Genomic DNA, 19,270 nt, shown 5'->3' with positions numbered 1-19,270 from the left:
TTACCTTTACACATGATCAAATCCCTGCCTTCTTGGCCGAATGACGATCTAGCCGTTCTCGAAGCTCCAGCAGATCGGCCAGGCGAAACGGCGCGCGGCCCGCCGACGCTTCCAGGAAGGCATCGGGAGGCAGCACATCGGTCAAATTGGTCGCAAAAGAGCGCTGTGTTCCATTACCGTCGAAATAGAACACCCGATCCGCGCTCCAGTTTTTACGGCGCTCAAGGAGCTCATAGCGCGTCCCGCGCAACGGATGGAAAGGATGGGTTATAGTGACCCAGCCACTCTCATCCTTGGGATCAGCTGTAGTTGATGGTGCTCGACAACAACGCCGCCGAACGCGCGTTGCGCGTCGTCGCCCTGGGACGCAAGAACTATCTTTTCGCCGGATCCAACGCCGGGGGAGAACGCGCCGCCGCCATCTACTCGCTGCTCGGCTCAGCCAAGCTCAACGGCCTCGATCCGGAGATCTATCTCCACCACGTGCTCGAACGCATCGCCGACCATCCCATCACACGGATCGCTGAGTTGTTGCCATGGAACGTCACCATCAACACGCCTACGGCGTATGAGAGTGAGGATTATAAGAAGGCGCTGGCGATACTGGGGCCTGAGGTGGAGAGGGATTTCGGATTGCGGAAGGGGCTTAGGGTTCGAGCTTCGCTCGAATGATCCCACTCATGCGATGAAGCCGCATGAGTGGGGCACCCAAGGTTATTGGCTCGACTTTATGTATGGGCCACCCGCCGACCCTGCACCACGTAGAGGTTTAAGGGAGTGATTGTTGAAGCTCTCCGACAAGAAGCGCCTGGCCGGTCTGATTAACACGAACTCCGTAGAATTTGTCGTCTCGACGACACATTACACTCACAGGAGATAGACCAGTAACTTTGAGCTGGCCTGACACGATTCCCGTTGCGCTGTCAAACCGGAGCAAGGCCGAGTCCCTCTCGCCCGGACCGTAAGCGATCGTTACAAGACCTAACGACGGGTCTGGGAATATTGCTCGCGGGTCTACTCCCTCTGGCACCTTAAGCGGTACAACTCGCACAGTGCCGTCTTTCTGCACGATGTAGACCTCGTGATTTCGTGCAGACTTGATGAGATACACCGCATCTCCAACAGAGGAGAGTTGGATTGAGGAGGCCGCCAGCCCCATTTGAAACGCCTGGGATGTATTAGAGATTCCGGGAATTCGTTCTTTACTGAGTGTTGTTCCCTCATCTATACCGATGAGTTCATGCGGTGTGTTTATGACCTTGACTAGTTTTCCTTGCGGACTCACTGCTGCCAATGAAATTGCGCCCGAAGAGGGGTCCGTTCTTAGTGCAAGAAATAAGACGCCGTACCTCGCTATCTTGTGATAGAAGAAGTTAGCTGGTAGGGGAGTGATTGATACGAAGTTCCCGTCTAAGTCGTAGCGTGCCAAAAACGTATTTGCTTCTCGCAACTCGGGTGCGGCAGTCTTACTCGGTGCGCCCGCGAGGAGCACGGTAACTCCGTTATCGTCGGGAGCGTCGGAAAGGATTGTGCTGGACGTCAGGCTAGGGATTGTGGTGTCAAGTATCACTACCACACCATTTGTCCCGACCGACACGAGATGGGTGTCAGCAGACTGATTGGGATTGATCACGGTCGTGAAGTACGACGTGCCGTCTGATCTACATGAGTAATAACCGAGGCGAACTCGGCCAAAGTCTTGTAAATTAATGGCGCTGTCCGGGTGAAACACGATGTCGCTCTGCTGCGATCGTGCGATTAAGGTGCAGCCTAAGAATATTGCGCCTATTCTGAGTATTTGCTTCGTCTCAATGCTAACTGAACGCATACTAGATTCCTCCTATTTTCTCGACACGGATAGAAGGTTCCAAAAGATCTGTATTCTGTTTGAAGGGGACTCGAATAACAGTGAAACGGCGAAGTTCTTCACTGCAATCCATAGCAAATATGTCCTCTCCTCTTCGTATCAGCGCGAAGACAGTTTGCTGTGATTCTTTTGTCTTAAGTTCAGCAGTCCAGCAACCTATGGGGTAGTAGTTGATTACAACGGGGATTGGTACGGTGCAGCATAAATCGTATCCAATAACTTCATATGGACCCTGAGGGTATATTTTGGGACCGGGAGGGATTACGTTTTTTGAACAAACAGTTCCATCTCCGGGATCGCATTGCCTTTGAAAGGGGTAAGGGGGGCAACCATATTGTGCAGAAGCCAAAGAGGAAGATATAGCGAGAAGAACGACGGGGAAGAAACTACTCTGAAAGGCCATCTTCTAACCTCCTATAACTAACTGGGAGAGTGAACCCGGTATCGGTTATTGTCAACCTGACAGAGGAGGTTCCTCTGATCACGGTCGATATAAGCCGGACACACGGCGAATAGTTTCAAGGATTTCCGCGACCCTTTTTTTTTCGAAGAATTCGTCCAGATCTAATTCCGCAGACCACCTACTGCCCTCCGGGTTCGCAGATATGGGCAGTAGGTGGCGAGTCAGCAGAAGCGCGCTTCCCAAGGCAGTGCTTCTAGCTGCAACCGCTTGTGCTTCCGCACTCCATGCAGCGGTAGCAGCTTCCGTTGCGGGTCATGAGCGTCCGGTTCTTGCCGTATAGACAGATGGCATGATGCGGTTGACGATGGCCTTGTGAGCGAGACTATTGGAGTTGGTATGAGCGGCCCATCGAAGCGTGTTCTTCGCACGGCTGAGGAGAAGCGCCGCATTGTCGAGGCGACGCTGGTACCGGGAACATCGATTGCACGGGTGGCTCGAGAGCACGGAGTCAACGCCAACCAGGTTTTTCAGTGGCGACATGAGTACCGCAAGGGCACCGGATGGGCAGCCAGGCAACCTCGAGCTCAGCTTCTACCAGTGACGGTTACCGCAGAGCCCAGCAACGTCGCTGAGGCGGACGTTGCCTCTGTGCCATCCCCATCCACTGGCTCGATTCACATTGAACTTCCAGGTCGAGCATTGGTGATTGTCGAGGCTGGCGTTGATGCCACACTGGTACGGGCAGTACTGGGGAGCCTTCTGCGTTGATCGAGCTCAAGACAGGTACCCGCATCTGGATCGCCGCAGGGTTCACCGACTTGCGCCGAGGCTTTCGAGGACTCTCGATGCTGGTCGAGACGGTGCTGGAGCAGGCACCGTACTCGGGGCATGTGTTTGTGTTTCGAGGCAAGCGCGGTCGTTAACCCCATACAGCTGGCGTAGTTTGCGGAAGGCGGTGCTGCGGAGTGCCTGCATCTTCGTCAGCAACTCCTCCGCGACCATTTCAGCAGAAATCAGCCTGTCCTCTGTCCTGAACACGGCCAGCAAAGGCTGTATCGCTCCCATCTCGGGCATGGAATTCTGAATGGCCATAATCTCAGCGTTCACCGTTCTCTCCGCGAGGTCTGCCAGTTCTGCAAGCCGATGGTCTTCATTGAGTGAAGATTTTCTCTCAATTTTTAGAGCAATCTCTAGCTCGGGGCCGCCCTGCACCACAGCCTCTTGACCTCGAAACACAAGCCTGAGGCCTTTGGATAAGAACAGAATCTGAGGCTCAACCAATGAGAAGGTCGCAAAGTTCGGTGTCGGATCGAATCCGAAATAAAGCGGCTCATTGGGCTTGTGGGTTTGGAAGTGCACTCGCATATACGCAGTGAATCACATCAGCAACCCTAAGACGAGGGAACCATCAATATGATGGGGGTATGCCCAAACCGTTTCGCAGAGTACCAGCTCTCACCAACACTTTCTCTGGCGTCGCAGGCGAAGCACGAGTCGCAGCCGAGCTTCTTCGAGCCGTCCTTAAAGCAGCGAAGCCTTACTGGACAGATGACGAGGCGGATCGTCGGCTACGAATAAGTTGCTCCAAGTTGGAAACGTACTGCATTACAGCAGTGGCAGCTAGTGGCCCGATCGCCAATGGTGTCCTGCGTCGGGGATACTGGAGCCATACCAATAACTGGAGAGGTGTACGATGCCGTTTGAATCCGCAGATGCCTTTAGTCACTTTGCCGCTAGAGTAAAGCACGATCGGCGATTTATCTATGAGCTGGAAGTTGAGACTTTCCTCGATGTGGTTTTCGAGACATCTGCGTCCCGTACCGCGCCCTTGCAGGCAGGCTCGATCCTGTGGCGCGCGCAACTCGGCAGCAATTGGCGAATTCGTGACAAAGGTGATCCTGAAGAAATGGAAGAAGAGATTCCATTCTTCGAGGACAGGATGAAGCCGCTTCCGTCCGTAGTTAGAGACGGTCGCGCAAATCCTAGAGGTATTGCATACCTTTATCTCGCCACGACTCTGGCGACGGCGGGCAGTGAGCTACGACCCTGGCTCGGAGCATCAATCTCCATCTCGCAGTTCCAAACAAATCGCGAACTCATGATTGCGGATTGCACCCCTGACAAAAAGAAGTGGCCTTTCAAGGGATTCAATGCAGACGTGACAGGAACCGTTCCCTGGGGGCCCGGAAGAATACGAGAGCGTGGTGTGGGGTGACATCAACGAAGCAATGTCGATCCCATATGACCCAGATGAATCTGGCTTGAACTATGTCCCTACGCAGATCATCTCCGAACGCTTGCGCCACGGTGGATTGCACGGCGTGGCGTACAGGAGCCTTCTGGCCGAAGGAGGGACCAACATTGTTCTCTTCGACATAAAATACGCTGATCCGATCAATCAACTTTACTGTGTACGAGGCGGAGAAGGTCGCCTACACCTTCGGACAACGTGACAACACTTGGTTTGCCCAGAAGAAGACTCTTGCGGCAGAGGCGGTTACTACCAACGCTCCAGAAGAGCGTATTGCGGGAAGCGATGGAAATTAGAGGGAGCGTGAAAGATCGGCGCGATGGTTGGCAGTTTTGTGGATCGAGCTTATGTTATTAGAAGACCAAACGGAAGCCTAACTGGATGGAGCGCGGTCCGCCCTGTTGATAGAGCGCCCCACTTCCGCCAAAGCTCTGGTTCAGCATTCGTGTCGACTGTCCAAACAGTAGATCGGTGACAGCGGGGTCGATGTAGCCGTAGTTGGGATGATTGAGAAGATTGAATACCTCCCCTTTGAGCTGAAACGTTATCTTATCGTTCATCGGCATCTCTCTGCGGATGCCGATGTTGGTCTGAATAGCATCGAAGCCTCGAACGATGTTTCGTGGTGCATCTCCAGCACTATTTCCGTTCGGAAGTACAAAAGCGGGGCTTGTGGCATTTTGACCTCCGTTTAAGATCCGTCCGCCAGGATACCGTGGATCATCAATATAAAACGGTCTATGAGGAACCAGGTTGACTCCGCTGTAATAACGGTCGTCCGTAACAGGATCGAGGAGACGATTGCCAAGAAGAGTGATAGGGAAACCTGTTCGTGCGATCAGACGGCCCTCGAGACTCCAGCTGCCAATCACATATCTGTGGATTGTTCGTTTTGGTCGTGGAAGATCCCATGAAATTGCACCCTCGACGTTATGTCGGACATCGTAGTCCGAGTTTCCGTATATGAGAGGAAATGTTGGATCTGTCGATCCATAGTCCAGTGCATGCGCCCAGGTATAGGAGACGAGGGCCTGTACGCCATGGGCGATGGAGCGCTGGACCTTGGTCTGGAGCGATTGATAGTTTGACGTGATCCCGTTCGGAAAGAATGAGATATTCCCGAATTGGGAGTTTATCGGAGCGATATATCTCCGTTGTTGCTCGAGCAATCGTGCTCCATGAGACCCGATGTAAGAGAGAGTCAGCGTCTGGTTTCTGCCAAGCGCCTTCTCGAGCGCAACATCCCACTGGAGGCTGTATGGTAGTTGGAGGTGGCGAGGGAATGCGAACGCAGTCGATCGAGCAAACGAAGTCTTCGAGCCTGTATTAGCGTCCAGTTGATCGGGCGTCAGAGGAAGCGGCACATTCTGTAAAGTTGTTGTCGTATGGAACCCTGCTTCCGTAAAGGCTTGTAAAGCCTGCCGATTTCCCGTATCAAAGAACACTCCAGATCCGATTCGCAGGACCAACTCACGCTCCGGACGCGAGTCCACCAACCATGCGACTCCGAGACGCGGGGCCAGGTTGAACCACGATCCCTTCCACAACGGCGTGCCTCGTGATGCCACCGATAGCGTCGAAGGATGCGTCACCTCGCCAATGGCTGTGTAGGCATCCTGGCCGTCGGCACCGTGCGGGGCAAAGTTTGCTTCGGAGCGGATTCCAAGTGACACAGTAAGAGAATGAGTTGGCTTCCATTCGTCCTGAACAAATGTGGAAAACTGGTTGAGGACAGGGTGTGCCGGTTCATTTCTCGAAATGGTTACGTTGGATGCGATCCCATCGATCATCGACTGACGCGTAAACAAGTAAGCGCGGACTGAAAGGGAAGGTGGTGCTATGCGAGAAGTCAGATGCCTCTGATCAAATCCAAACTTGAACAGGTGTTTGCCTGCCTGGACGCTAAAGGTATCTCTGGTGTTCCATTGCTCGATCGAGCGGCTGTCGCAATCAGATGAGACGCCGCTGCTGCCGATCCCAACCACATCGACAGCAACTGTCCCGCTTGCCTGAGGGCACGCGGATGACAGCCCGAGAGATTGATTGAAAGTCGGCTCGTTGAGTCTGAAAAAGAAGGATTGTGGAACAGCCTCGGTCCCCATTCTGCTCTGCGCAAATCCAAAGCGAAGTTCGTTATTGATCTTTGAAGACGCCAGGTAGTTCATCCCAAGCGTTAGAGTCTGGGTTCGAATCCGATCCGTCGCGACTACAGATAGTACGGAATCTTGGCGACTGTTGCTAGGAGTGTCACCGTAGCGCGCGAAGGCTGATAACTTGGGGGTGAACGTGTGGTCGATACGGAGATTGGAGGCGCTCAAATGTGCAGGAAGCGGGGCATCATATGCATAGGTTGTTGTAGCCAGTCCGCTAGGAAGACCATTTGGAGTAGAAAGTTCCTCAAAGTCAGTCGGACCATAGAAGTAGTTAAAATAGTGGGCTGTGGAGACGGCCTCTTGGCGGACAGCGTATGAAGGAACGAAATAGACAGCCGTCGGCTGCTGCTGCGTCAGGTTGAGTCGTTCGAAGGAGAGAAAAAAGAAAGTTTTGTCGAGTCCATAGGACGTCCTCGGAAGACGAAACGGACTCGAAAATGTGCCACCGGAATCGTTCTGGATGAAGCTCTGATATAGGCTCGGACCCACAATATGTTTCGCAAACCAATCGGGTGCGTCGAATTTATTTTCGCGCCACGTCGTATAGATGCTTCCGTGGTAACGTTCCGTTCCAGAGCGGGTGAGGAACGTAAACTGTCCTCCGGGTGTCCTTCCATACTCTGCGGAGTATGTGGCTGTCAGCACCCGAAGTTCCTGCAACGCGTCTACCGACACAAGACTCTGCGTTGTTCCTAGTGCAGTCGATCCGGCAGATGAACCAGTGCTACTAATGACAGAACCGGTTCGGGACGGTCCGAGGCTCAGATTTGCCGAGATTCCGTCAATGTAGAAGGAATTCGCGCCTGGGTTCTGACCATTGACGCTAAAGTCTCCAGGTTCTCCAGATCCCTGTCCGGCTGCCTGAGGGTTTAGAGTGACGATACCTGGCGTCATCGAGATCAGGTCTTGAAAACTCTGCCCGTTCAACGGAACGGTGTTGACAAACCGACGATCAACCACGGTGGTCATAGAAGCGTCGTTGGTGTTCGGAGTTATGCCACTTGCATCGACAGTGACTGATTCCGTCACGGGGCCAATCTTGAGACGGACGAGAAAGTTCCGGGTATCACCGATATTCAGTGTGATTCCGCTGAACTGTGTTGTTGCAAAGCCGGTGCGCTGGATCCAAAGCCGATAAGTGCCAGGCAGAATTCCCGTCAGTACAAATCTGCCATCACCGCCCGTCTTCGAATCGTTCTCGGTACCTGTCTGGTTGTTGATGAGCTTGAGCTGCGCATCAGGAATCGCAGCACTCGAAGAATCCTGAACCGTACCGACGACGGTCGCTGTGCTTACCTGAGCGACGGCTCGCAGAGTGAGAAACAGAAGCAAGAACCGAATATTCTTTATACTGCTTATTACGATAACAATGGCTCTGACCCTTTTCTTCATCGTTGCTGCTCAGGTGCATGTCCGATGCTCTGATCTCCTGTGAAAGTCTTCGATTGAGCTCTCTCGGATGCCCTCAGCTTCGAGGCAAATCGATCAATCTCTCCTGCTTGATGCAAAGGCATTGCACTCAATCCTCTTTCGAGCAGAGAGTGCGGTGTACCTTGAATTGCCGGTGTTGCATTTGCAGTAAACAAGATGCCAAGCACTTGATTTACTTCCTGCATTCGGCCGAGGAGCTCATCTGTCACCAGAAAGAACTGCTCTCCATCCTCGATCGGTGATCTCTGAGGCGAGGGTGAATTGTGAAACTCAGGATCAATGAGTACAAGTTGTTCAGAAAGACTGCGAAGCTCGCTGTTGAGATCTGCCGAGTGCCTATCTGCCATCTCTGTCCAACGTCTCCGCGACGCGAGATCGAGGGAACTCATATCCGAGGTGGAAAAGACACTTCCGAGACGATGCAAAGCGTACGCATCCTGAAGTCCCCGCTGCGATAACCAGAGCACATGCCGTGAGTACTGCTCTATCGTCGAATTCAGCTTCTCTTCTGGGATGTTTTTGGAGAGAAGATAGGCACGTAGCGACGGTTCAATGAGAGGCTTGGCATCTCCGATCTCATAGACATGCGTGTTACTGGACATCACCTGGTTTGTGTAACGATTCGGAGCATTGGCCGACGCGTTTAGTTGGAGATCAAGCAGCTCAGAGTTCTCAAGCTTCTTCAAGCGTCTCACGATCTGCTGTCTCAAAGTAGGATCTTCCACTGATCCGGATATACGGAGGCGGCCATCGCTGGTTCTTGCTACTGCGATGGGTTGACCGATATCGGCGCCGAGCTCATATAGCTGGTAGAGAGTTGCTATCTGAAGCTCTGCAATCCGAGCTCCGATTCGGTCGAGCTCCGCAGTGGAGTGCAGCTCAGAGGGGGAACGGAGGCTGGTTGGAGCGCCTGATGTGGCATCGGTTAGATCGAACTCGGAATCAGGCACTGAGGTAGAAGAGGTTCGCTCAAGACTTACCTGGGTTAAGCGGAGTCGAAGTGTTCGTTTGTTGCCACGTCCCTCTAATGTCTGCTGGAGAGGCTGGAAGCTCTTATCGAGCACGAGTATTGCCGATGCGAGGTGAGGTCTTTCCTGAGCCGAGAACACTGTTGTCAATTCATATCCATTCGCTGTAGCAACAAACGATTTCCGACCGCCCAGCCTTCGGAATTCAACCGCCGAGAGCTCCTGCTGCCAGACATCGGATGCTAGAAGTTCGTTTTGATCATTCGATCTATTATGTCTTTCCTCGATATGAAAATGTGTACCGCTCTTGTTATGCCATTTGGCTGCGACGAGGCGATGTCTTGTGTCGTAAAGACGACGGATATACCTGCTTCCATCGCCATCCTTCCAGAGCTCGATTGTGCCACGCTGCTTCGGTTCTCCGTTGGCAGGTATTTCCTCGACACGCAGGAGTTGGTGCTCTGTCGTTCCCTGGGATGCCACTGTTTCGACCTTGATTGACCGGTCGAGAACCATGGTGGCATCCAACGGGCGGCTCTGGTGGCGGAACAGGAGATAGCCAGCCGCACCAACGAACAGAATGAGCGTGAGAGCCCAAGCCATTACGGGCGTTGGAGTGAGTGCTTGCAGAACGCGGCCAATCCGGCCGTACACTGTGAGCACGCCCTTCGGGGGCGGGACTTCAGTTATCACGTGGGGGATTGCAACAGCACTCAGAGACTCCGCGTCGGTTTCCTCGGAAGTCGCGAACGCGCTATCCCAGGCGAGAGCTTCGTCATAGTATGTGACCTGGCTATGCAGCCCTAAGCCGTCAAATGTCACAAGAAGTTCGAGCCATCGCGAATCGCTCAGGTGGATGCGTTCTTCTAACTTGACTGGTCCATCGGGTGGCACATCTTCTATCGTTAAGAGCGCCAGCCGCACATCTTGCTCACTGAAAACCTCGATGAATTGATCCCTCCCCGGATCGACGATTCGTGCTGAAAGGGTGCTCCGAGACGAGACGACATCATGCGAGGCAATGATCTTTCCGTTGTGGGCGATCGATAACGTATTTGGCCGATGCTCATAGACCTGTTTCCAGCGCCTCTTAAGCAATTCGAAGCCATGGATCTCGGGTGCGACTTTCGGCGCGGATGCCGGCGGTGCGTCCCCAGCGGAACCGATGCTGTCGAGAGGCTCGCGGTCAACCAATCTGGGCCGTTGAAAGTGGTGATCGATGAGATCAAGGCATCGCTCGCAGCTCACGATGTGGGAGAGGAGAGGGCACGGAATTGGTTCCGATTGCCAGGTAGCGTAATAAGCAAGTAGCTGTTGTTCCGGGAGGCATCCACGCTGGCGTGCACCAAGGATCGCATCGCGCAGTTCTTTGAAGAGATCCTGCGCAGAGAGCAGCGTCCACGAACGTGGCGCAGGAGGAGGTACCTCGCGGTTCGCGATCCGAAGTTTGCCAGAGTCCTCAAGATGAGATTTGATCTCCAGGCGCGCAATCTTAAGTTTGTTGTAAATGGCCGAGATAGGAAGACGCGCCAGTTCGGCCGTCTCCCCTCGGGAGTACCCATGGAAGAAGTGAAGAATGAAATAACTGGCGCTCTTTGATTTCTCTTTTCGCCAGATGGAAAACTTGCATATGCGTCGGAGATCGTTCTGACGTTCGAGTGGATCTCCTGACCGCTTGGAAGTTATGGCGAAATCAAAAGAATCAAAGTCAGTAATGCTAATGAAGTGACTTGCTTCTCGTGACGCACGAGCAAGATTAGAAAGGCAGATGTGTCGAAGGCAGGTGTAGAGATAACCCTCCACATTCTCAACGTCACTGAGATCGGGTCGCTTCAATGTGAAATAAAGGCAAAGCTCCTGGACGATATCCTGGGCCTTACCGACATCACCACGAGTCAGACTCTGCCCCCAGATCAGCAATTGGCTGTAACGGGCTTTGAGCAGACACTCTATGTCTACTGGCTGCGCCTGTTTACGTCGCTGAGGTTCAATTCTTCGCATCTACCTCTAAAGGAGCGGTTGAAGAAGGCAAATCTACCCTATCTCTTTAAGTTTAATTTCGAAAGGCGCTTCCGGTAGAAAACATTGCAAGGGAAATCTCGACTTTAATGATAATCGCATTATATTCAATAATTTAGATGCATCCACCTCCTCCAGGTGACGTCGAACTACGAAAAATGCAGTCTCGTCAGGGTAGATTGAGCTGCCGGACTCCTCTTTATGGATGAACGTCTCAAAGGAGTCTATCCACCTTGCAATTCCGCCTTGTCTCATTTCTGTATGTCGCACTTACTCTATTGGTTCTGATCCAAGCAAACACGGACAACGCGGCCGCACAAGCCCCCAGCAGACGCAAAGGAGGAATGCTGTCTCTTGATGTCTCCGTTGGTATCTTCGGACAACTGACCCAGGCACGTACTCCCATCACCTCACAGCAGGATAGCAACGGTCTCTTCACGACGCAGAAGTCTCAAAACGTGTGAACTGCTGGTGGAAGGTTCCCAGTACTCCTGCTGAAGGGGAGGCGATGGTTGGGCTACAACGCAAACGTCGGCTATACGCGTTTCACAGAAAACTATTCCTATGGAACTGCCTTTATCCCATCGGCGACTTCCTCAATCAGCTCCGACCTCGAGCTTTACGCGCGGATCGATAAGTCCCGATTCGCCTCTGCTCTAAGTTACCTCCCAGTCACAAGGATGTTTACCGTGACCAACGAATCTGTTGTCGGTCTGACCTACACCTCCGGCGGGCCGAAAATCAGTGCGGATGGCGCGTCTCGATAAGTAGAGCTGATCTCGTACTCTGCCCGTTGCCACAATCAACTGAATAGGATCACTCATGGAATTCGCATTTGGCTTTCGCTACTCTCAACGCAGATTTCGTATGTCGTTTCTGACCTTTACCCCCATCTCCATTATTTCTCTGCCAAGACACAGCGATGTACAACCGAGAGACTGGGCGAACCAACGGGAGGCTTCGAATCGCCGACGTCGCGTGCTTAGAAGAGATCGATACCGGTGTCGCGGGTGTGATCGAGATGAAAGAGAGGTGACTGTCGCAGTTCATTCTATCAATCCTGATGCCAAAGATGACCAAGACATGCTCACGTTGTGCAGGGAATGCTTTGCAATCGTGAGCCAAACGAAGATAGTCGCTTCCCATGCCCCAGAGTTTCTTCGCAAGCTTTGGACGGTCCTACATTCACATGATCCTAGCCCCGCGGTTAAGTGGTCAGGAGCCAGAGTCTAATATTGGTATTCACGACCGCACAACCTCGCGATAAGTTGACCGTCGCGGTGCTCACGAATGGGGTGACTTTCTTGTCGGTTTCCGTGCGACGATCCCTTTCCTGCTTGTTGATTGCTTGAGCGTCCTCAAGAGGCGCGCTGGTCAAGTTTGGGAGGAACAGAAGCGCACGTCCTGAATCAGGAGGCTCTCTTTGAAGTTCAAGCTGTCGCGATGTCCAATAATCTGGCACCGGCTAGGAGGAGTTGCTCTCCTTGCTTTGAGTGTTGTCGTCGCTACTCTCAGTTTCGGCACCCTTCTTTTTGCTCAAGCCAAAACTCACCGCGTCGAAGGCCGGAGATTTGCAAGTTGGGGGCTTATCAATCTAGCCGGTCCCGACTACGGCCACAATACGCTCCGCGGCTTTGGCGCATACGCGACCTTCGATTTGCGCTATCACTGGGGCGTCGAAGCATCCTTCCATCAACTCAACGATCCGGATGGAAAAGAAAACATTTACGAGCGGACCTACGAGATTGGTCCCCGTTATGTCCTTCACTTCGGGCCGTTGGCTCCGTATGCGAAGCTCATGGTCGGGCGGGGCGTCATTCAGTTTCCTCCCGATCCGAGGCATTCGGGGGATGGGCCGGTGGCTAATCTCGCCTACACGATATGGGGAGGCGGATTCGGAGCCGACTATCACCTGACGTCTTCCGTGAATCTGCGAGCGGATTATGAGCTACAACAATGGCATAGCTTTCCACCGAACGGATTAACGCCTCGCGTCCTCAGCTTCGGGGTGAGTCTGTGAAGCTACCTTTATATGACAGGAGTAGAGTTATGCAGAGGCCATGCAGTGGAGAAATTCTGATGTCTCTTCGGAAGATTCGGGATGTCAGTATCGCGAATGTCATTGACGCGATATATGACCGGTCTACCGATCTTCAGGTTGGGCTAGCTGCGACTAGCAGGTGGGCTGCCTGAATGAAATTTAAGAACTGGATGAGAAAGATGGACGGAATGAAGAAAACTAAGCGCCTGCTTCTCACTGCACTGGTTACGCTGCTGAAAATTAGTACGCTCCTCGCGCAGAACACAATCCATGTTCCCGGAGACGCAACGACGATTCAGGGCGGCATCGATCTCGCGAAAAATGGCGAAACTGTCTTTGTCGCGCCGGGCGTTTACAACGAGAACATCAACTTCAAGGGTAAGGCCATCACCGTCACCAGCGGAGCCTCGTCCTTTGCGAGCGCGTCCGCGACCATCATCAATGCAGCTGGTGATGGGCCCGTTGTGGCCTTCGAGACTGGCGAAGCGTCAAGCTCGGTATTGAATGGTTTCACGATTCAGGGTGGGCACATCAATCCCGACGATTGCTCCCGAGGTGGTGGTATCTATGTAAACGCTGCGTCTCCGACCCTCTCGAATAATGCGGTCATCAACAACGCGAACTACGGCATCTATGTTGAAGGTCTCTCAAGCCCGACAATCGAGAGCAACAACATCAGAGGAAACTTCTATAGCAACGTCGGAGTGACGACCTGCGGAGGTCGCTTTACAGGCGTTTTTGGACTGGGGAGAGGCGTCAGCCTCGTGAACGCGGATAGTCCACAGATTGTCGAAAATATGATCGAGAACAATGACATCACTAGGGAGCAGATAGCAGGTGAATCTCCGCGCATTGGAGCAGGAATCTATATCAACAGTGCTCGGAAGGTAGTACTGAAAAACAATACCATCCGTAACAATATTGCCCAGGGCGAGCCCGGCATTTATGTTCTTCCCCAGTACGAGGTGGCACAGAAGTTGGTTATGGTGCAGAACCTGATCTACGGGAATAGACCCCCCGATTACGCTCAGACAGAATACATAGGTGATCAGCTCCAGATTGGAGGTGGGATTACACCAAGGCCGATACTCATCGAGACCAACAACATAATCTATGGCGGACAATCGCTGCTCGGGAATTATGGCCCTTCGATCATCGAGAACAACATCTTTGCAAATCCCGCTCCGGCCCCCGATCTGCTCTCGTTCAATGGCGGTCTGATGTGCCTCGACCGGGAGGCGTCTAGCTCCCCTCTCACGATTCAGAATAACGACAGCTACATTGCCGGAGGGGCTCCTCACTTCCCGTGCAATATGGGAAGCGGCAATATCTACACGGATCCGAAGTTCCGCGACCCTGCAAACGGTGATTTCCATGCGCAGGATACCTCGCCTACAGTTGCTACCGGGGATATCAACGCCCCGGAAATTCCCAACGCGGATCTCGACAACAAGGCCAGAACAGTCTGCAATACGATCGACATGGGCGTCTACGAATTGCGGCCGCATCCCCGAGTCACTATCTCGAGCTCCGCGAATCCGACTCCTGGCGGCAGCATAATCATCTTCACCGCTCAGGTCACGGGCAACTGCAATGTGCCGACGGGGACGATCACGTTCTACGATGGCTCGACGGCGATTGGCGCAGCAGCTCTCAACTCCTCTGCCACAGCGGCATTGACCACGTCGTTGCTCGTCGTCGGGCAACATAACATCACCGCGCAATACTCTGGAGACTTCAACTTCGAGAGCAACACCTCCGATGTGCTTATCCAGACGATTACAGGTGATCCAACAACCACCTCGCTAAACGTCTCACCGAATCCGGCGACGGCGCTGTCTCCTATTACGTTAAGCAGTCAGGTCGCATCGCCCTATGGAACGCCAACGGGTTCGGTCACATTCACTGCTGGGGGAACCATCATTGCGACAGCTACCCTGAGTGCCAGTGGACAGGCAAGCACCACAACGACGACTCTTGGCGCAGGCACCTATCAAATTGTGGCGAACTACACCGCCGATACGCGTTTTCAGCCGAGCAGCTCGTCCGCTGTTCAGGAAACTGTAGTTGGCGCGGACTCCATAACCATACTTTCCGCAACTCCCAATCCCTCAGCCCTGACGCAAGTCGTCGCGTTTACCGCAATAGTGCGTGCGGCCCATGGGACTGCCATCCCGACCGGGCAGGTAGTTTTCAAGGATGGTGCGAACGCGATTGGGAGTGTCGCTCTTAATGCAAGCGGGATTGCAGCTCTGGCCAGTTCGTCTCTCGGTTTGGGCACGCATACTGTTACGGCGCATTATGACGGCTCGAACAATTTCAACCCTAGCAGCGGTGTCATTTCGCAATCAGTGGCTCTCATTGGCACCAGTCTCACGTTAACCGCAACACCGAATCCTGCCAATACCGGGCAAACCGTCACTCTTACCGCCGCAGCAAGGTCTGCAGTAGCCGGCATGACCCCTGTAGGAACGGTGAGCTTCTACGATGGCGCTACTATACTAGGTACTGCGGACCTCGGTTCCAATGGAACGGCGGCATTAAGCACGTCGTCGCTGGGCGTAGGAAGCCATACCCTCCAAGCAGTTCTGAGCAGTACTGCCTACTTCGCCGGAAGTACATCGCCTGGTGTGAATGAGGTTATACAGTCTTACGATTTCTCTCTCACCCTCTCGAAAACGTCCCTGAACATGCCATCAGGGGACTACTCGAATATCTCCGTTACAGTGACTCCAATAGGAGGCTTCAAGGGAAGCGTATACCTTAGCTGCGAGGGGCTCCCGGACTATGCTTTATGCGTCTTTCCCGACGGTAGCTCCGTATCTCTCGCCGATGGAGCGAAGACGGTCATCATATCCGTAAATGCCAGTAATGTCTACGGCTACGGTGACAGAGTAGGCCAGTTCATAGCTCCTTCAAATGAAAGAGGGTCGCGAGCCATCCGAACTGTTCTTTTGGTGCCTGCGTTCTCCTTGCTCGGCTTCATTGCGAAGCGTCGAAGGTACGCAAGGATGCTGGGATTGATAGGAGTTGCGATTGCGTTCGCTGTTGGGGCGTTTTTGGTGACCGGCTGTTCCGGCAAGCAGCCGGGTAAGACTGCACCAGGCAACTACGCTCTCAGCGTCTTGGGGACAAGCACCGACGGAGGAAACCTGAAGCACTCCATTCCATTGCAGCTTACTGTAACGCAATAAGAGCCATATTACTCACAGCTCCGCATGAATGCAGCGGAGTTCAACGCCCATGACAGAAGAATCTTCGTTAATCTCAACTTCCACTGATTGGTCTTTGTACGGAGCGAGAAAAGCTGACGTGTTGTATGGAACCTTGGAGATATCGGCCCACCCGTAGATTCGATACAAACCCGGTGCCAAACTAGCGACCTGAAAGAACCCTCCGGTTCGCACTGGAACTACAACAGCCGTTTGCGAATCGATCGAGCGGATAACCACGGCGGGCTTCGCCTCTGAGCCATCGAGTTTCAATATCCCGGAAACACTTTCGTTTGCAGGAACAGCCGTAACGATAAGCGAGAGTGACGAAGTTGTCTCACCGACGGAGATCACTGGATCTGAGAGCACCTTCCCCGCAAGTGCTACTTGTTTTATTTTGGCCGAGGCATTCGCGGGCATAGACACCCGATATGAGCCTTCCGAGACGTCCTTGAGAGCAAATGAACCATTCTTCTGGGCAGTAGCCACATAGCGTCTCATACCCTCTCCAGCAGTGGTATTCAGCACAATGCCGGATACAGGCATAGAGGATTTCCCAGTCTCTTCAATTTGCCCAGCGACGTAGTAGGTGCGGGCATCCACAAGAGAAATTTCCCGTGGTGTAGACGGAGAAACCGAGACATCTTTGATGGCATAGCGGCGATCATTGTCCTGATCCTCCGTCCAGTCCTCAACGATCTTATAGGTTCCTGGCGGTACACCGTCCCATAGGTAGTCTCCATCCTCGGGGTCCGTAGTTGCCTGCATGTTCAATGGAAGAGAGAATCCTTCGCCCACCGCGAGAATCTGCACTTGTCCAGTGGCGAACCCAAGCGCAGGCTTAGCCTTCAACGGAGAGATGGTGTCAGATGATACCTGAACATCAACCGTTTGAGTTTGCCCGTTACGAAGATGGATTAAGTCTTGCAGCCCGGAGCCCAGCACTGGAAATATGGTGAAAAGCGGGATCGTGTTGCGTGGAGGAACCGTATTTGCACCTTCTGGCTTACCGGGTCCTAATGGATTTGCCGAAGCAGATGGTTTGACAGGAAACGACTGATGTGGTGTGACAACCAGAACATAAGTTCCTGCAGGTAGGTGCTCGCATCTGAAGTATCCCTGGCCGTTGATTCCTGTGAAACATTCGCCGGATGGACGAATTTCGCCGTCGACGGCAGTCAGACGATAGAGGCTGATCTCTGCGGTAAGCGGTTCGTTGCTGGCATTCGTTACGGATCCATTGATGACGGCAGTGCCTCCGGAGGAAGCATGAAGTGGGAGACAGGCAAAGAACAGAAATACGGCACAGACTACATTCCTCGGGAACATGAAGAAATTCCATAATGTTCAGGAGGCCCACGACGTGGGCCTCCTGAATGGCTAGATCGGCGTTATTGCCCGATGGATGTGTATAGGAGGTTCGAACGCGAATACACGGCCAAGATTCCGCTGCCTCCGACCAGGTTCAGATCTACCAATCCTGGAGGACCGTCGATCGACCATCCGGGTTGTTGACGGAAGGCAAAGTCAATGCCATTCGTCGTCACGCGAACAGTAAATTTCTGACTGGAATCGTTGGTGCGAAATGCAGTGTAGAGAAGACCGTTGTGATTCACAAGCGATGGGGCTGAGGATGTTTGTTCTGGGCAATTGTTAGTCGGATTCCAAAGCGAAAAAGAGTTCGTAGTAGGATCTCCTCGGTCGAAGTACAGGCAGTGGCTATCCCCACGGTCCTCAAAGCCCATGTACAGCTGGTTTTGGAAGAACGCGAGTCCGGGATTGAAGTTCATGCCACGAAGCCCCGAGAGTATCTGGCAGCTTTGGGAGTTGCGATCCGCTGCGTTCACCGAGCAGAGAATGGGCTTAGTTGAACTTGCATCCATGTAGCCGATGTAGATCGTACTTCCATCGGGGCTGAGAGCCATAGAAGGCGAATAGACTGGACTGATTGTGGGAACCCCTATAACGTAGACATTCCAACTAGAGCCGTCTACGGTTGTGGTTGTGGCAAGATATTCGCCCCCTTGTGAAGTGTGAAATGCCAAGAAGAGTGTCGGAACACCGTTCACTGTTGCCGATAACAATGCAGGGTTATCGCTACTAATGGCATACCCCTGAAAGAAGAAAGAGGTGTTGACTCTGGTCCCACCGTTGAAAGCCGTGCTCGCTCCAGCACCTCCGTTGTTTGCTATGACAATGGGGCAATCGGAGCCGGTGCAGCTACTGGTGGAGGTATAGGCGATCCAGATGCCACCCTGGTACGCCGCAGCGGCAACAGAATTTCGTCCACTGGTTCCACCCACATCGGGGAAGAAAACGTGAGACTGTGGAGTGGACCAGGTAAGTGTTTGGGCAAAGGCCGGAACTCCGAGTAGCAGAGAAACCGAGGCAATAAGTCGGCATAAGACTGAATTCTTCACTTCATTCTCCTTGTGCAGATCAGGACGGTTAAAAAGAAATTTGAACCTAGCAAACCTGATAGAGAAACAAAGCCAGAGACACAGATAAAAAAGAAACAATTCTTCCTTATGTGCTTCTAGCAACAACAGGTTGTTCGGAACCTGAAAAGATTGAGAGAGCCAAAGTGATGCATCGCAAAGAGCGGCAAATGAAACACATTTGCGCTGGAGTCCGTGTCCAATTTCGCAGACTCTGAACCTTCTTATGCCTTCGAAAGATCACTCCATCAAAGGGTGCTGATCGGTTATATGGTTTGACATTCTCCTCAGCACGAGGAGTATGGAATGCCCCTCGGACAATATCAATGAATTCGAACAACCTGATTCAGGTTGATAGCGGGGCAAAGCGAGAAACCCACGTTCTGAAATGAACTCCCATTATGGGCTGTCACCGGGATCGGCTCTGTTTATACGGCTGAACCGTGATTGTGATCGAGATACGTGACACCTCTACGTCGTCCTCCAA

13 protein-coding genes and 1 pseudogene are annotated in these 19,270 nt (G+C 52.9%); 7 read left to right on the top strand and 7 right to left on the bottom strand.

Going from position 1 to position 19,270, the window contains the following annotated elements; genetic code table 11:
- Window positions 1-16: 16 nt before the first annotated feature.
- Window positions 17-271: a DUF5372 family protein gene (locus Q363_RS40545; RefSeq protein ID WP_281176000.1), complete on the bottom strand. Its 255-nt coding sequence runs from the start codon at window positions 269-271 to the stop codon at window positions 17-19.
- Window positions 272-318: 47 nt separating this feature from the next.
- On the opposite strand from Q363_RS40545, the pseudogene Q363_RS38190 reads away from it, so the two are divergent.
- Window positions 319-552, top strand: a pseudogene (locus Q363_RS38190) (transposase domain-containing protein); the annotation flags it as partial.
- 217 nt (window positions 553-769) lie between these two features.
- Here Q363_RS38190 and Q363_RS15155 read toward each other — a convergent pair.
- Complete coding sequence (locus Q363_RS15155; RefSeq protein WP_035351647.1) at window positions 770-1,828, bottom strand: hypothetical protein; 1,059 nt, start codon at window positions 1,826-1,828, stop codon at window positions 770-772.
- 1 nt (window position 1,829) lies between these two features.
- Window positions 1,830-2,270 carry a hypothetical protein gene (locus Q363_RS40540; protein ID WP_157466927.1) on the bottom strand — a complete coding sequence of 147 codons (441 nt, stop codon included), beginning with the start codon at window positions 2,268-2,270 and terminating at the stop codon, window positions 1,830-1,832.
- Window positions 2,271-2,666: 396 nt separating this feature from the next.
- Here Q363_RS40540 and tnpA point away from each other — a divergent pair, with 396 nt between their 5' ends.
- The 4 genes from tnpA to Q363_RS46260 all read left to right on the top strand — a co-directional run bounded on the left by tnpA (window position 2,667) and on the right by Q363_RS46260 (window position 4,723).
- On the top strand, window positions 2,667-3,038 hold the full coding sequence (gene tnpA, locus Q363_RS15150) for an IS66-like element accessory protein TnpA (RefSeq protein ID WP_051978800.1): 372 nt from the start codon (window positions 2,667-2,669) through the stop codon (window positions 3,036-3,038).
- Window positions 3,035-3,193, top strand: coding sequence for an IS66 family insertion sequence element accessory protein TnpB (gene tnpB, locus Q363_RS38185; protein WP_084080382.1), 159 nt, complete (start codon window positions 3,035-3,037; stop codon window positions 3,191-3,193). The genes tnpA and tnpB overlap by 4 nt, the downstream gene beginning before the upstream one ends.
- Window positions 3,194-3,963: 770 nt before the next feature.
- Window positions 3,964-4,485: an RES domain-containing protein gene (locus Q363_RS45475; RefSeq protein WP_035351642.1), complete on the top strand. Its 522-nt coding sequence runs from the start codon at window positions 3,964-3,966 to the stop codon at window positions 4,483-4,485.
- A 13-nt stretch (window positions 4,486-4,498) separates the two neighbouring features.
- The gene (locus Q363_RS46260; protein ID WP_425387679.1) at window positions 4,499-4,723 is read left to right on the top strand and encodes an RES family NAD+ phosphorylase; all 225 of its coding nucleotides are present in this window, start codon (window positions 4,499-4,501) and stop codon (window positions 4,721-4,723) included.
- A gap of 151 nt (window positions 4,724-4,874) precedes the next feature.
- Here the strand turns inward: Q363_RS46260 and Q363_RS15135 are convergent, their stop codons facing one another.
- Both Q363_RS15135 and Q363_RS15130 read right to left on the bottom strand, forming a co-directional pair.
- Window positions 4,875-8,006 (bottom strand): TonB-dependent receptor, encoded by a 3,132-nt coding sequence (locus Q363_RS15135; RefSeq protein WP_169746998.1) that lies wholly within the window; start codon window positions 8,004-8,006, stop codon window positions 4,875-4,877.
- A 56-nt stretch (window positions 8,007-8,062) separates the two neighbouring features.
- Window positions 8,063-11,074: an RNA polymerase sigma factor gene (locus tag Q363_RS15130; protein WP_157466923.1), complete on the bottom strand. Its 3,012-nt coding sequence runs from the start codon at window positions 11,072-11,074 to the stop codon at window positions 8,063-8,065.
- A 1,507-nt stretch (window positions 11,075-12,581) separates the two neighbouring features.
- On the opposite strand from Q363_RS15130, the gene Q363_RS15115 reads away from it, so the two are divergent.
- Together Q363_RS15115 and Q363_RS15110 are read left to right on the top strand one after the other, a co-directional pair.
- Entirely contained in the window at window positions 12,582-13,112 is a 531-nt protein-coding gene (locus Q363_RS15115; protein ID WP_035351633.1) for an outer membrane beta-barrel protein, read from the top strand.
- A 209-nt stretch (window positions 13,113-13,321) separates the two neighbouring features.
- Window positions 13,322-16,327 carry an Ig-like domain repeat protein gene (locus Q363_RS15110; RefSeq protein WP_169746997.1) on the top strand — a complete coding sequence of 1,002 codons (3,006 nt, stop codon included), beginning with the start codon at window positions 13,322-13,324 and terminating at the stop codon, window positions 16,325-16,327.
- 12 nt (window positions 16,328-16,339) lie between these two features.
- Here Q363_RS15110 and Q363_RS15105 read toward each other — a convergent pair whose 3' ends face one another.
- Together Q363_RS15105 and Q363_RS40535 are read right to left on the bottom strand one after the other, a co-directional pair.
- Window positions 16,340-17,674, bottom strand: coding sequence for a carboxypeptidase-like regulatory domain-containing protein (locus tag Q363_RS15105; RefSeq protein WP_035351629.1), 1,335 nt, complete (start codon window positions 17,672-17,674; stop codon window positions 16,340-16,342).
- A 62-nt stretch (window positions 17,675-17,736) separates the two neighbouring features.
- Window positions 17,737-18,891, bottom strand: coding sequence for a hypothetical protein (locus tag Q363_RS40535; RefSeq protein ID WP_157466921.1), 1,155 nt, complete (start codon window positions 18,889-18,891; stop codon window positions 17,737-17,739).
- Window positions 18,892-19,270 lie beyond the last annotated feature (379 nt).

It is taken from the genome of Edaphobacter aggregans DSM 19364 (genome assembly GCF_000745965.1).
In the GTDB taxonomy this organism is placed as follows: Bacteria; Acidobacteriota; Terriglobia; order Terriglobales; family Acidobacteriaceae; genus Edaphobacter; species Edaphobacter aggregans.
Note: the sequence above shows the minus strand (reverse complement) of the source record. Positions and strands in the feature narration are given on the sequence as shown.

Bases quoted from the DNA above. Each gene is read 5' to 3' on its own strand.
- Q363_RS15105 (WP_035351629.1), bottom strand. From the start codon at position 17,674: ATGTTCCCGAGGAATGTAGTCTGTGCCGTATTTCTGTTCTTTGCCTGT.
- Q363_RS45475 (WP_035351642.1), top strand. From the start codon at position 3,964: ATGCCGTTTGAATCCGCAGATGCCTTTAGTCACTTTGCCGCTAGAGTA.
- tnpA (WP_051978800.1), top strand. From the start codon at position 2,667: ATGAGCGGCCCATCGAAGCGTGTTCTTCGCACGGCTGAGGAGAAGCGC.
- Q363_RS46260 (WP_425387679.1), top strand. From the start codon at position 4,499: ATGTCGATCCCATATGACCCAGATGAATCTGGCTTGAACTATGTCCCT.
- Q363_RS15130 (WP_157466923.1), bottom strand. From the start codon at position 11,074: ATGCGAAGAATTGAACCTCAGCGACGTAAACAGGCGCAGCCAGTAGAC.
- Q363_RS15155 (WP_035351647.1), bottom strand. From the start codon at position 1,828: ATGCGTTCAGTTAGCATTGAGACGAAGCAAATACTCAGAATAGGCGCA.
- Q363_RS15110 (WP_169746997.1), top strand. From the start codon at position 13,322: ATGAAGAAAACTAAGCGCCTGCTTCTCACTGCACTGGTTACGCTGCTG.
- Q363_RS40540 (WP_157466927.1), bottom strand. From the start codon at position 2,270: ATGGCCTTTCAGAGTAGTTTCTTCCCCGTCGTTCTTCTCGCTATATCT.